Annotated in this window: 12 protein-coding genes; 5 read left to right on the forward strand and 7 right to left on the reverse strand. The window is 57.7% G+C overall.

Annotated elements, in window-relative coordinates:
* The first annotated feature begins 37 nt into the window (after positions 1-37).
* From IQ273_RS22500 to IQ273_RS22515, 4 genes are all read left to right on the forward strand, one after another.
* On the forward strand, positions 38-958 hold the full coding sequence (locus IQ273_RS22500) for an ATP-binding cassette domain-containing protein (protein WP_194025401.1): 921 nt from the start codon (positions 38-40) through the stop codon (positions 956-958).
* Positions 955-1,734 carry an ABC transporter permease gene (locus IQ273_RS22505; RefSeq protein ID WP_194025402.1) on the forward strand — a complete coding sequence of 260 codons (780 nt, stop codon included), beginning with the start codon at positions 955-957 and terminating at the stop codon, positions 1,732-1,734. The genes IQ273_RS22500 and IQ273_RS22505 overlap by 4 nt, the downstream gene beginning before the upstream one ends.
* 168 nt (positions 1,735-1,902) lie before the next feature.
* A complete protein-coding gene (locus IQ273_RS22510) occupies positions 1,903-2,718 on the forward strand; it encodes a cupin domain-containing protein (protein WP_194025403.1) in 816 nt (271 codons plus the stop codon).
* 177 nt (positions 2,719-2,895) lie between these two features.
* The gene (locus tag IQ273_RS22515; protein WP_194025404.1) at positions 2,896-3,099 is read left to right on the forward strand and encodes a hypothetical protein; all 204 of its coding nucleotides are present in this window, start codon (positions 2,896-2,898) and stop codon (positions 3,097-3,099) included.
* Between the two features lie 42 nt (positions 3,100-3,141).
* On the opposite strand, the gene thiO is transcribed toward IQ273_RS22515, so the two are convergent.
* The 7 genes from thiO to glgP all read right to left on the reverse strand — a co-directional run bounded on the left by thiO (position 3,142) and on the right by glgP (position 12,374).
* Positions 3,142-5,133, reverse strand: a complete 1,992-nt coding sequence (gene thiO, locus IQ273_RS34950; RefSeq protein ID WP_194025405.1) for a glycine oxidase ThiO — start codon at positions 5,131-5,133, stop codon at positions 3,142-3,144.
* Positions 5,134-5,222: 89 nt separating this feature from the next.
* On the reverse strand, positions 5,223-5,714 hold the full coding sequence (locus tag IQ273_RS22525) for a hypothetical protein (RefSeq protein WP_194025406.1): 492 nt from the start codon (positions 5,712-5,714) through the stop codon (positions 5,223-5,225).
* 87 nt (positions 5,715-5,801) lie between these two features.
* A complete protein-coding gene (locus IQ273_RS22530; RefSeq protein ID WP_194025407.1) occupies positions 5,802-6,392 on the reverse strand; it encodes a hypothetical protein in 591 nt (196 codons plus the stop codon).
* Between the two features lie 97 nt (positions 6,393-6,489).
* Positions 6,490-8,145 carry a LamG-like jellyroll fold domain-containing protein gene (locus tag IQ273_RS22535; RefSeq protein WP_194025408.1) on the reverse strand — a complete coding sequence of 552 codons (1,656 nt, stop codon included), beginning with the start codon at positions 8,143-8,145 and terminating at the stop codon, positions 6,490-6,492.
* 201 nt (positions 8,146-8,346) lie between these two features.
* Positions 8,347-8,853, reverse strand: coding sequence for a nitrate reductase associated protein (locus tag IQ273_RS22540; protein WP_194025409.1), 507 nt, complete (start codon positions 8,851-8,853; stop codon positions 8,347-8,349).
* A gap of 380 nt (positions 8,854-9,233) precedes the next feature.
* Entirely contained in the window at positions 9,234-9,635 is a 402-nt protein-coding gene (locus IQ273_RS22545; protein ID WP_194025410.1) for an OsmC family protein, read from the reverse strand.
* Positions 9,636-9,755: 120 nt separating this feature from the next.
* Positions 9,756-12,374: an alpha-glucan family phosphorylase gene (gene glgP / locus IQ273_RS22550; protein ID WP_194025411.1), complete on the reverse strand. Its 2,619-nt coding sequence runs from the start codon at positions 12,372-12,374 to the stop codon at positions 9,756-9,758.
* Positions 12,375-12,590: 216 nt separating this feature from the next.
* On the opposite strand from glgP, the gene IQ273_RS22555 reads away from it, so the two are divergent.
* Positions 12,591-12,728 (forward strand): hypothetical protein, encoded by a 138-nt coding sequence (locus IQ273_RS22555; RefSeq protein ID WP_194025412.1) that lies wholly within the window; start codon positions 12,591-12,593, stop codon positions 12,726-12,728.
* Positions 12,729-12,799: the final 71 nt, after the last annotated feature.

A 12,799-nucleotide genomic window follows, 5' to 3' on the forward strand; every position in this document is an offset into this window, starting at 1 on the left:
AGGGACAACTGTTTAGGGCCAACGTGGGGAGCAATCTGTGTCTGATTCGCTGAGTTTAACCGCCTACGATCTCTGGAAAACCTACGGCGATGAGGCGGTGGTGCAGGGCATTAGCTTTACCCTGGCACCGGGTGAGATCGTGGGCCTATTGGGGCCAAACGGGGCGGGCAAAACCACCACCGTCGGCATGCTGTTTGGCACCGTTATTCCCACCAAAGGGTTTGTGCAGTTTGGCCCGTGGCAGCTGCCGGGGCAGGGGCAGCTGGCCCGCGCCCAGATGGGTATTGTCACCCAGGAAGACAACCTCGACCCCGACTTTACGGTGTTCAACAACCTCACCCACTTTGCCCACCATTACCGCATTACTGGGGCGGCGGCGCGGCAGCGGGCGGGAGAATTGCTGGCCCTAGTCAACCTGGAGCACCGAGCCGACGCCCAGGTGGACGAACTCTCGGGCGGCATGAAGCGGCGGCTGGTGCTGGCCCGCGCCCTGCTAAATGCGCCCAAAATTGTCTTTTTAGACGAACCCACCACCGGCCTCGACCCCGACGCCCGCCAGGATTTTTGGCGGCTGGTGCAGCACCTCAAGGCTAGCGGCTGCGGTATTTTGCTGACCACCCATTATATGGATGAGGCGCAGCGGCTGTGCGATCGCCTGCTGCTGCTCCAGGCGGGCAAAGTGATCGACGAGGGCACCCCCGCCGACCTGGTGGCTCGCGTGATTGGTCGAGAGATTGCAGAAGTGGAAGGGGTCAACCCCGATCGAATCAAAGCCCTGGCTGCCCAGCACAGGGCCTGGTACCGCGCCTTTGGCAGTGGCTACCTGATTACCCTGCCCGACGGAGACCCTGAAGCGGTGTGGAACCAGATTGAGACCTACCACCCCACTCGCCTGCTCAGGCGACCCGCCAATTTAGAAGACGTCTTTCTACGACTCACCGGGAGCGTGCTGGAATGAAGCTAATTACCGCTACCCCGTGGGGGGTGTATTCGGTCTGGTGGCGGCACTTTCAGGTGTATCGCAGCACCTGGCTGGTAAACTTTCTGCCGCCGATTTCGGAGCCGATTGTGTATTTGCTGGCCTTTGGCTACGGCCTTACCCCTCTGGTGGGCGATGTGGAATATCTGGGGCAAATGGTTGCCTATCCGCAGTTTTTAGCGCCGGGGATGATTGCGATCGGGGTGCTGTTTCAATCGTTTTTTGAAGGGGCCTACAGCAGCTTCATTCGGCTCAATTTTCAGAAAACCTGGCAGGCGCTGCTAACAGCTCCGCTGAGCTATACCGATGTGTTTTTGGGCGACTGGTTTTGGGCGGCGACTAAGGGCAGCATTGCCGGAACGCTGACCGGACTAGTGGCGGTAATAGCCAACCTCTACGACCTCTCTAGCCTAGTGCTGTCGCTGCCGCTGATTGTGCTCGGCAGCCTGCTGTTTGGAGCCTTTGGCCTGCTGGTGGCCGGGGCGGTCAACAAGGTCGATCAGGTGAATGTGCCGATTTTTCTAATCGTTATTCCCATGTTTACCCTCTGCGGCACCTACTTTCCGCGTGATACGCTGCCGCCGCTGCTGGCCCGCTTTGCCAGTCTTCTCCCCCTGGCGGCCCTGGTGGATCTGCTGCGCTGGCCTCTGGGTCTTCCTCCCTGGTGGCCCCTGCTGCTGCTCTGGCTGATCGGGTGGATGGTGGTGATGGCGCGGCTGGCTGCCCTGCGCATTTATCCCAGGTTGTTTAGCTAACAACATCCTCGAAGAAGCGCTTCTATACGGCTTTCTGTAGATGAAAACTGGAGCCAGGGCGCATTTTTGAGCGAAAAATAACAGATTTCCTGGTTTGTGCTGTGATATGGTGCAGGCTTCCATTTTTAGCATCAATTTCTGCAATTTTTGGTGTAGGAGTCGGCGACCATGGGACAAATTCAATCTACAGCTTTGACAGCATTGGGGTTGGTTGTATTTTCGAGTATTGATCTCTCGGCTAAAAATGTAATGGCGATAGAGACTCCAGACGCGGCGATCGCCCTTGAGACCAGCAATTCAGGGCTCAGCAACTCCACCGTAGTTGACCTAAATGATCTGACGGCCAATCCGGGTAACTACGACTTCTTTACCTTTAGGCCCAATCTAGAAAAGCTGATTCTCTCCGGTGCTGCCGATACCGAGCACGTTAGCATTCTGTGGTATACCATCCCCGATGGCAGTGTGGGATTGCACTATCACTCTATGACTGAGTCAGTCTATGTGATCGATGGCACCCAGACCGACGATAAGGGGGTGTACCCAACCGGATCGCTCTACTTCAACCCGCCCGGCAGCGGCCACGAAGTTTCAAATAGTACCGGCTTCTTTATTCTGGCCTACGCCTCGCCGCCAGATTTTGCCAATACCGATCTGATCGAAGCCTACACCCCGGTGCAAATTGATACCGCTGCCCCTAATTTTGAGACGGTGTATCCCTTCGAAGATGTTCAAGATGGCGTCTCAATATACCCAGCCCCGCTCGATCCAGCGGGTGGCATGAGTTCCCAATTCATCAAAAGCACATCCTTAGAAAGCTACGAGTACACCGGCAATTATCTGCTGGTGCTGGAGGGCAGCTGCACAATCGATGGCACTAGCTTTGATTCAGATATGCTGGTTGTCGCCACTACCGTTGAGACGCAGTCCTACCAAGTCAGCGCCGTTGCGGAGGGCCGCTGTCTAGCTCTAGGGCTATCGTTTTAAGCGGGTCGAATGCAGATTCAGTTAGCCTGCCTGCTTTCTAGTAACTGGGGTGGGCGATCGTGAAGCGATCGCCCACCTGCCGATTCTGTCCCAGTAGCTCAACCCTTCTCAAGGGTTGGGCAACAAAACGGTGAGCGGTTACAACAGATACATAGTATTCCTCAGCGGCTCTATCCTATGTCGTCACCTGCATCTCAACCCGGCTGCCCGATTACCGACCTGGTTAGCCAGTGCATTCAAGCCCGCATCATTACCCAAGTGCAGTACCAGGAGCTAACCGCTCTGGTGCTGGCCGATGGCACTGTCGATGAGAGCGAGCGCAAGCAGGTCAACCGCCTGTTCGATGCAATTCAGGTAGGGCGGGTGAAGATTTTGGACTGAGGGGCTTGAGAGTTCACGCTCTCACCCCCCTCAGTGCTCTTCTTAGTCGGTGATTCGCCCGGTCAGCGGTGAACTAGCGATCGCCTTCCCCTGTACCGGAATGCGCCCGGCGCTGTAGGCGAGGCGGCCGGCCAGGGTAGCGAGGCCCATGGCGCGGCCCATGGCGATCGGGTTGGCGGCTTTGGCGATCGCAGTATTGATCAGCAGCGCGTCGGCACCCATTTCCATCGCTTCGGCGGCTTCACTCGGGGTGCCAATGCCCGCATCGACCACCACGGGCACCGTGGCATTTTCAATAATGATTTGAATGTTGGCGGCGTTGCGAATGCCCTGGCCCGACCCAATCGGTGACCCCAGAGGCATGACGGTGGCACAACCAATATCTTCGAGGCGCTGGGCCAATAGCGGGTCGGCGTTGATATAGGGCAGCACCGCAAAGCCTTCTTTGACCAGCTGCTCGGCGGCTTCTAAGGTACCGATTGGGTCGGGCAGCAGGTACTTGGCATCGGGAATGACTTCGAGCTTGACGAAGTTGTTGTCTTCCTGGCCCAGCAGCTTGGCCATTTCGCGGCCCAGGCGAGCCACGCGAATGGCTTCCTCGGCGGTTTTGCAGCCTGCCGTGTTGGGCAGCATCCAAATTTTTGACCAGTCGAGGGCGTCGGCCAGCCCCTCGTGGCCGGGAGCATTGGTCTGCACCCGCCGCACCGCCACGGTGACAATTTCGCAGCCGCTGGCAGCAATGCTCTGGCGCATGGTGGCAAAGTCGTCGTACTTGCCGGTGCCGGTCATCAGGCGCGATGAAAACGTGCGTCCGGCGATCGTCAAAGGCGAGTCGCCGGGGACGGGAGCCAAATTAGTATCTAGCGCGGGGGGAGTAGCGGAGGCAACATCGGTGAAGGTCATAGCCTGAGGGGGTGAAGACAGCATAGAAGGGGTGGAAAGGGTTGGCCTAGCGGGGTGGAAGCGCCGCCAGGAAAACGGCTCTAGTTGGGCATCCCCGTGGCCCAGTACGGACTGGGCCACCAGCTGGGCGGTAATTGGGGCGAGCAAAATGCCGTTGCGGTAGTGGCCAGTAGCCAGGGTGAGATTGGCGGCGGGGCCAGGGCCAAGAATAGGCCACTCGTCGGGGGTAGTGGGCCGATAGCCCCACCAGGTTTCGTCAAGGGAAAAGTCGGCCAGCTGGGGCAGCAGGGCGATCGCATTCCCCAGCAGCTGGGTTACCCCCCCAGCGGTGTTGTGGGGCGCAAAGCCTACGTCTTGGCTAGTGGCCCCCAGCACAATGCGGCCATCGCGGCGGGGCACGATGTAGATGTCTTCGCCAAACAGCACTCGCTGCAATGGCTGAAACGTGCCAGAGCCGGAGGGCACCCGCAGGCTGGCCATTTCGCCCTTTTTGGGAAACACCGGCAGGGGCAGCAGCTCGTGAGCCCAGGCCCCAGTCGCCAGCACCACGTGGTCGGCGCTGAAGTCGCCCGCATTGGCGGTACAGACTCGCTCAACTCGGCCCTGGCGCTGCTGTAGAGCGATCGCCCCGGTGCCCTCGTGCAGGGTAACGCCCAGGTCGATCGCCGCCTGCCGCAGAGCCTGAGTCAGCAGCCGATTGTCAATTTGGCCCTCGTCGGGGTACCAAAATGCACCCTGAACGGTGTCGCTCAGGCCGGGCTGGTAGTAGCCCAGGGTGGCTGCGCTCAGCCATTCCCCAGTGGAACTGTCAGGAACAACGTCGGGAACGGTTCGACGTGGAGCCAAAATGCCGCAGGGCCAGTAGCCCACCGACTGCCCAGTCAGCGCTTCCAACTTGCTGACCCAGGTGGGATAAAGACTGAGGCTGTCGAGGCATAGATCGAGCAGGGGGCCGGGCTGCAACCCCTCAGCCTGAGGAGCCAGCATGCCAGCGGCGGCGTGGCTGGCGGCCTGGGCAAAATTGCGGCTGAGCACGGCGACCGTGGCTCCCTGCTGTCGTAGCTCTAGCGCGATCGCCAGGCCAATAACGCCGCCGCCCACCACCAGGACGTCGCTTCCCTGATTTACCATGCCGTTTAACTCAAGTGCTCAATGCCATTTTAAGCTACTTGAGGCTGCCCCGGCCGAAGCTGAGTCGCTTCAGTACCATCACTAGGCCGCTACCAAAGCGCAGGAATCGAGTCCAAATCGGGGTCGGGGGCTGGGCGTGTCACCTCACTGGGTTGTACCAGCCCCGGCTGAATTGGGGCAATATCCCCAGTTGTGGTGGGGAACGTGGTGGCCCCACCCGTGCGTGGAATCACATTGCCAGGCGCGGGCGTAGCGGTGCCCGTGGTGCCCGTCGTGTTGGTTGGAGAAATCACAGCGCGATCGCCAGGGGGTACGGTGCCCTGGTTACCGAATACGCTATCGCCCGTGGCCGAAATGCCGTTAGTGCCCACTTCGCTCTGGCGCTGCACTAGTTGCCCGGCCTGCTCTATGGGAACGCTGCCCAGGTCGCCGCCATTGTCTTGACCGGTGGTGGTGGGCTGGCTAGAGATCCGGGCTCCCTCAGCGCTGTCATCAACGCGATCGCTCCAAAGCCGATTTACCCCGCCCGCCAGCATCACCACAATGGCCGCCAGAATACCGCCAATAACAAAGCGATTCATAGCTTTCCTCACCCATACCTATGGCTTATCATCGCGCAAATTGCCCCAATTTGACACAGGCAGCCACATTTTGCCTGACATCGCCCGCTAGGCCGGTTGAATAATCACGACCTCAAGCTTGAGATCGTTGAAATCGTCAAGAGAGTCTTGATCTTCAAAGGCAACGTCATAGCGATTGCCGTTGGCAAAGCGAGTGCGCTTGACCCTAACGCCAAAGGCATCGCGCCAGGGACTACTGACGGTCAAACGATTGTCGCCATCAAAGTAATAGGTAAACACGTCCGCTGCCGGCGGAAACGAATACCAGCGAGTGGGGTCATTGTTGGTCACTTCCCGCCGCAGCTCCGATTCGGGGGGGAGCTGGTTGATGGGGCGAGGGCCAGCGTTTTCTTGGTACACCCGCATGCGCTGGCGAAACAACGCATCGCCACCGTAGATGCGATACCACACCTGGTGGGGCGTCGTAGTGTTGTTGGTGTAAACCGAGTAGGCGGTCGCCGTTGGCATCGTCACAACCTCATACTCGCGCACCAGACCACCCAGGGGCGGAGCCTGCTGGGCGGGAGTTCGCAGCCCCAGCGGCACAGCCAAACATAAGACTGCCCCGAGGGCCACAATGAAACCGTAGACTATACCGCGCCGCTTCATGCTCTCAGCCACCAGGAGGGATTTGCCCAAAGAATACCGCAGATTTTTCGGTTGAGAACGCAAAAACAGCAGGTTATGGGGGAATTCCCCGAGCACGTTCCCCCATATAGAAATCGCCTTCTTGGCACTAGATCATGTTGGAACCCGCCAGGAAGTTTTGCTCTACTTCGCTGGCGTCAAAGGCCTGGTTGTATACCGCCACCAGGTCGAGACTGCCCAGCCATGACCGACTGCCATCTAGCTCGCTGCCCAGTGCAAAGCGATAATTCGCATCCCAGTTCGAGAAGCTGCCGGTGATGGTATCGGTGGTCACGAGTTGGTTGTCGACGTACAAGAAGGCGTCGCCATCGGCTTCACGGCTGTAGATCACGTGAGTGAGGTCGGTACTTACCCAACTCTCCGGCGAGGTGAGCATTTTATTCAGGCCGTTGTTGCCGGTGGTCGTCGTGCGCAGTCGCACGTTGTAGTCATCCCCGTCCTGGCCCAAGGTCACATTGCGATTGACAGTGTCTTTAGACAACGTCGCAATTCGGGCCGGGCCACTCTGGGTGGTGTTGGCGGGGGCGAGCCATGCTTCCAGGGTAATTTCTTGGGTTGCGGTGATGCTGCTGAACAGTTTACTGGCTGGCTGCAGAGAGGTAATCAGAGTGGCGGCGGTAAGATTCAGTACGCCATTGCCCCAGGTCACATTCCCCAGGTTGCTAATCTCCAGGTTTAGCGGTGTACCCACCCCGGAGACATCGAATACAGTGCTGCCGCTGCCTTCGTCAAAGGTGTACAGACTCAGCAACCCTGCCGTCACGCGGGTGCTGGGCGGTAGGCCGGGCAGGACACTGACGGTCACATTTGCGGTATCGGTGCCGCCTGAGCTATCGACGATAGTGTATGTAAACCTGTCGGTGCCGGTAAAGCCAGGGTTAGGGGTGTAGGCAATAAAATCGTCGTAACTGTCGTTGGGGGTGCCATTGTCGTTGATAGAAATAGTCCCATTCTCGGCAGTACCAGGGGCAACAAGGGTAAACGCAATGCCCGCAGAAATATCGTCGTTGGCTAGAACAGAAATGTTGATTGAGGTGTCCAATGTCGTGGATGCGCGATCGGCGATCGCATCGAAGACCAGGTTGACTGGAGCATCGGTGCTGTCAAAATAGGTTTGCAGAGCGTCAAACCACCGCTGAGCCATTTTGGCTTCGCCGGTCTGGTTGGGATGAATGCCATCGTAGGTATCGGCAAACGGGTTGAAGCCTGTATTTTGGTCGACCCGAATGACACGGGAGGTGGCGGTGTCTTTATCTGCAACCAACGCTGGGATGGCGCTGTTGAGATCATTTATGCGCTGATTTGCGCTACTACCCGTTGTAGGAATAAGCTGAGCAACAAAAACGGTTACGTTCGGGTTGTCTTGCCTCAGAATATCGATAACCTGACTTAGCTCATTGACCGTGCTGGCCGTCGAGTTGCTTTGGAGAGCATCATTAGAACCAAGGTGAACCAGGGCAATATCAGGGGTATAGCCGAGCAACCAGTCTGCCAGATCTCCCTCTCCACTACGGCCATTAATAATTTCATCGGTTCGCCAGCCCCAGTGACCCTCATGATCGGGATCAAAACTTGGGTCTGGGAAGAAAGTATTATCCTTGGTTCGATTCTCAGAACCTACAAAATCGATACTATACCCAGCCTGAGTGAGCAGATTCCATAGGTCTCTGCGAAAGGAGTTAAGCCCTGGCGCTGCCTGAGTTATAGAGTTGCCAATAGTAACTATGTTGACTGGATTTTCCATGGAGATAATATGGATATAGTGCGAACGATCTAGAGGTTTTTACATAAACTTCAAGCTGTCTTTGGGCTTCGCAATAGCAGTTTTAATCAGCTATTGCAGATTCACTTTAAGCGTCGTTGACCACGCCCTTAAACCCGTGCGGAAGAAATGGGTGTTCGAGGTGGATGGACGTTAACTAAGGCAGAGGAATGGCCTAACGGCTCAGGCTAAGCCAAATTCCTGCAGGGCCGGGAAAAAGTTTTTATTCTCGTGGTTCGAGCGGCTGAGCTTAATTAGGGCAAACCGTTGCAGTGGCATGAGGGTAGCCCACTGCTCTGGGGTGATTGATACTCCAGCTTCCCGCGCTTTTTCCTCAACCTCGGTGGTGATGGCGGTAGTGTTCAGCCACTCTGGCTGGGGATCTATGGGCAGATCCTTGGCGGCCACGTGGCAGCGATCGCGAATTAGCTGAGCCAGCCAGGTACGATAGGCCTGCACGTCCTCTGGGGTTTGACAGGGGCGCTGGGTGAGCTGCGATCGCTCATCTTGGTCAAACTGGCTCCACTGGGGCAGCTTTAGCTTGATGCCGCAGGTATCGAGCTTGTAGCGCACCTGCATGGGAATGCAGCGCAGCGAATCGACAAAGTCAGACTCAAACTCAAAAAAGATGGGCTCATCCGCTGCGGGTACTGCGGCCAAATCGCGTCTTGAAGAATGGGTGGATGTCATAGCGCCTCTACATAAACCCTTACAACATAAACCCTTACAACGTAGCTAATAGGCAGCCCGCTAAGCTAGCACAGCTAGTCGCAGATGGTGATCAATGCGAGCATTTATAGCTGTGGCCAGTCTGGTTAAGACAGGTCTCCTATGAACGTTCATAGGGTTTCTGGATGTCCCAACCAACGTGACTATGGCTATAGCTCTAGAACTCCGACTGCCTTGAGCGTTTACCGAAGGAGCCGTTCGGAATTAATCTACCGAATTGTTGATTAACGGAGCGAAGAGGCGCTGATTGCCATTCAGGGGGCGCTGATCATGGCGCGGGGGTTAAACGATCCGGCTGTGTTTGAGCGCACCATGCAGCGCCTACCCGAGCAGCTTTGCCGCTAGGTTTCGGCGTTAGGCGTTAGCACCGTCTGGATTTCGGTAGTGGCGCTGAGTAGGCGGTGGACGGGGCAGCGATCGCCGATTTCCCGCAGGCGATCGCGCTGCTCGTCGCTCAAATCGCCCACCAGAGTGAGGTAAGCCGTAATCACTGACTGCTTGTCTACAGTATTCAACTCTGCCGCCACGTAAACATTTTCGACGGGCCAGCCCTTGCGTTCGGCATACATTTTGATGGTGATCGCCTTGCAGCTGCCCAATCCGGCCAGCAGCAGTTCAGTCGGGGTTGGCCCCAGGTCGTCGCCACCCAGGGTGATGGGCTCGTCGGCGATTAGCTCAAACTGGCGGATGGCGATGTCTTGGCCGTAGCGCGACGCATTTGACGAAACTTGAACTGAGGTCATACAAATCTCCATTCAGCCTGGAGCATCGGTAGGGTATAGCTAAAAACCCGGTTTCTTCGTCGCAGCTCTAACGGTATGACTTGCATTCTGGACGAGAAACCGGATTTCGATAACGGCGTTTTAGAGGGCGATCGCAGGCGACACCACGCCCGAGCTAATGTGCACTGAGTCTGGGTCAGCCCAGAGTACCAGTTTGGGGTCGTAGGGGCTGTTGAGGTAGGTATGCCGGGGCAAAATCCGCAGCGAAAGACCCTGTAACCCACTGGCGGTGTACTCCATTTCGAGGGCGTAGATGCTTCTGCCCTGGTCATCTTGGCCCTGGTAGGCCATCGGCACCGCCAGCCCAGAGTGAATTTCGCCGTCGATGGCGACGGTGCCCTGGTATAGCTCGACCTGCACATCGTCAGGGGTGAGGGCACCGAGACGAATGGCGGCTGTTACCTTAAAGGATTGGTTTACCCGTAGATCGGTGGTTTCGGAAATAGCCACTTCCTCAAAGCGCACCTCGTACCACCGCTCCGTGATCCGCGCCTGCCAGGCGGCTAGTTCTTTGCCGGGGCCGTAGTCGTTGGCAGATAGCGTATGGGCGCGATCGCTGGCCGCAAAATACCCCTGATTGGCATAGTCTTTTACCATACGAGCGGTGTTGAACTGGGGCGTATTGAGGTAGATAGCCTCTTTCATTTTGGCCACCCAGCCGCGCGGAATTTCGTCTTTGTCGCGATCGTAGAACAGAGGCACGACTTCTTTTTCCAAAATGTCGTAGAGGGCGTTGGCCTCCACATCGTCCTGGTACTCGGGGTCGTCGTAGTCTTCGCCGTGGCCGATGGGCCAGCCGGTGCGAATGTAGTCGGCTTCATCCCACCAGCCGTCGAGCACGCTGAGGTTGGGCAGCCCGTTCATGGCGGCTTTCATGCCGCTGGTGCCCGAGGCCTCACGGGGGCGGCGGGGGTTGTTGAGCCACACGTCGCAGCCCGCCACCATATCGCGGGCCACGTGAATGTCATAGTTGGGCACAAACACAATTGAGCGGCTCAGCCCTTCATCGCGAGTGAAGTGTATGATGCTGCGAATTAAATCTTTGCCGGGAATGTCTTTGGGGTGGGCCTTACCGGCAATCACAAACTGCACCCGGCGACCGCTACCATTGCCGGTAATGATCTTGCGAATGCGCTCCAGGTCATGCAAAAACAGGGTGGCCCGCTTGTAGGTAGCAAAGCGGCGGGCAAAGCCAATGGTGAGCACAAAGGGATCGAGGCACTCTTGGGCCTCGGTCAGTTCGCGGGCCGAACCGCCGCGCTCGCGCGTACTCTTGGCCAGGCGATCGCGCACGGCAACCACCAGCTGCGATCGGCATAGCTCGTGGTTGCGCCACAGCTCGTCGTCAGGAATGGCGTGTACCCGCTCCCACAGCGATGCGCCGGGGCTAGACTGAGCCCAGCTAGGGCCGAGGTAGCGATCGTAGAGGGCCTGGGTCGACTTAGCGACACAGCTGCGGGCATGTACCCCATTGGTAATAGCGGTAATCGGTACCTCGCTCTGGGGCAGCCCGGTCCACAATTCACCAAACATAGCCCGCGACACCTCAGCGTGCAGCTGGCTCACCCCGTTAATAAACGTTGCCGTTTTGATCGCCAGTACCGCCATGCTAAACGGGGCCGAAAAATCCCCCGTATCGGTACGGCCCAGGGCCAAAAATTCGGCATCGCCGAGGCCAAAGCGCTGGCGGTAGTGGCCCAGGTAGTGCAGCACCTTATCGGGTGGAAACAGGTCGATCCCGGCGGGTACCGGGGTGTGGGTGGTGAACATCTGGCTGGTTTGAGCGACCTGTAGGGCTTCGGCAAAGCTCAACCCGTCATCTTCGATAAAAGCGCGCATGCGCTCCAGGGCCATAAAGGCCGAGTGGCCCTCGTTCATGTGGTAGGCCGTCGGCGCTAGCCCTAGGGCTTTGAGCATGCGAATGCCGCCAATCCCCAGCATGATCTCCTGGTGAATGCGCATGTCAATGTCGCCGCCGTAGAGGCGATCGCAGATGTCCTGGTCGTACTGGCTGTTAGGCTCAATGTTGGTATCGAGCAGGTACAGCGGCACTGTGCCCACCTGCACTCGCCACACCCGCGCGCACACCGTGCGGCCAGGATACTCCACATCAACCCTCAGCTCTTTACCGTTGGCATCGCGCTCCAGGTGCAGCGGCATATTGTAAAAATCGTTGATTGGGTAGCGCTCCTGCTGCCAACCGTCAGCGTTCAGGTACTGGGCAAAGTAGCCCTCCTGATACAGCAGCCCCACCGCCACCAGGGGCAGCCCCAGATCGCTGGCCGACTTGAGATGGTCCCCGGCCAGTACCCCCAACCCGCCCGAGTAAACCGGCATACAGGTAGTGAGGCCAAACTCCATTGAAAAATAGGCATAGCACTCGCCTGCGACGGGCGCTTTACGGTGCTTTTTATACCAGTCGCGATCGCGCAAATAGTCCTCCAGCCGCTGGGCGGCCCGGTCCATTTGGGCCAAAAATCCTGCATCTTCAGCAATTTCATTCAGCCGCGCCTGGCTAATCGTACCCAGCATCAGCACCGGGTTGTAGCGGCTCGACTCCCACAGGTCTGCGTCCAATCGCCGAAACAGGTCTACCATCTCCACATCCCAGTCCCAGTGAAGGTTGTAGGCCAGGGTGCGTAGCGCCTCTAGCCGCTGGGGCAGGGCAGGCGTAACGTTGAAGGTGCGAATTGGGCGCATAGGTCGAGCTTAATTTTTGTATAGAGCCATTCTGCCCTTGATTGAGCCTTTGGCAGGCACCTAGCCACGGCTTGTAACACTCCCTGTCAGCGACACCACGGGTTAACCCTCCTGTGAAGTAATGAGATCCCTATCCGAAGACGTAGCTTAGTGCGATCGCCTCAGGGAATAATAAATAGGTAAGGAGATCGTAAAATCGCCGTAGAGGACATGACCATGACGCAGGATAGAAAAACCCAGGGACGCGGAGCCGGCTTAGACAAAAGCGATCGCCCCGATGTCGAGTTTGATCAGTGGGCTACCGCCGTCCGCCAGCAAATGGTCGCCGCCCTTAAGCGCCGTGGCAATAGCTAAGCCTAAGGACAAATAGTAGGCCCTCAGGGGGCAAGGTACAGGGTATGCGGCAAACCTCGCCCCCCTACACC

Origin of the sequence: Nodosilinea sp. LEGE 07298, from assembly GCF_015207265.1 — a bacterium.
Classification (GTDB): Bacteria; Cyanobacteriota; Cyanobacteriia; order Phormidesmidales; family Phormidesmidaceae; genus Nodosilinea.

What these genes read in the sequence shown, in the direction of transcription:
- IQ273_RS22505 (WP_194025402.1), top strand. Translation starts at nt 955, where the DNA reads ATGAAGCTAATTACCGCTACCCCGTGGGGGGTGTATTCGGTCTGGTGG.
- IQ273_RS22510 (WP_194025403.1), top strand. Translation starts at nt 1,903, where the DNA reads ATGGGACAAATTCAATCTACAGCTTTGACAGCATTGGGGTTGGTTGTA.
- IQ273_RS22515 (WP_194025404.1), top strand. Translation starts at nt 2,896, where the DNA reads ATGTCGTCACCTGCATCTCAACCCGGCTGCCCGATTACCGACCTGGTT.
- thiO (WP_194025405.1), bottom strand. Translation starts at nt 5,133, where the DNA reads ATGGTAAATCAGGGAAGCGACGTCCTGGTGGTGGGCGGCGGCGTTATT.
- IQ273_RS22525 (WP_194025406.1), bottom strand. Translation starts at nt 5,714, where the DNA reads ATGAATCGCTTTGTTATTGGCGGTATTCTGGCGGCCATTGTGGTGATG.
- IQ273_RS22535 (WP_194025408.1), bottom strand. Translation starts at nt 8,145, where the DNA reads ATGGAAAATCCAGTCAACATAGTTACTATTGGCAACTCTATAACTCAG.
- IQ273_RS22540 (WP_194025409.1), bottom strand. Translation starts at nt 8,853, where the DNA reads ATGACATCCACCCATTCTTCAAGACGCGATTTGGCCGCAGTACCCGCA.
- IQ273_RS22545 (WP_194025410.1), bottom strand. Translation starts at nt 9,635, where the DNA reads ATGACCTCAGTTCAAGTTTCGTCAAATGCGTCGCGCTACGGCCAAGAC.
- glgP (WP_194025411.1), bottom strand. Translation starts at nt 12,374, where the DNA reads ATGCGCCCAATTCGCACCTTCAACGTTACGCCTGCCCTGCCCCAGCGG.
- IQ273_RS22555 (WP_194025412.1), top strand. Translation starts at nt 12,591, where the DNA reads ATGACGCAGGATAGAAAAACCCAGGGACGCGGAGCCGGCTTAGACAAA.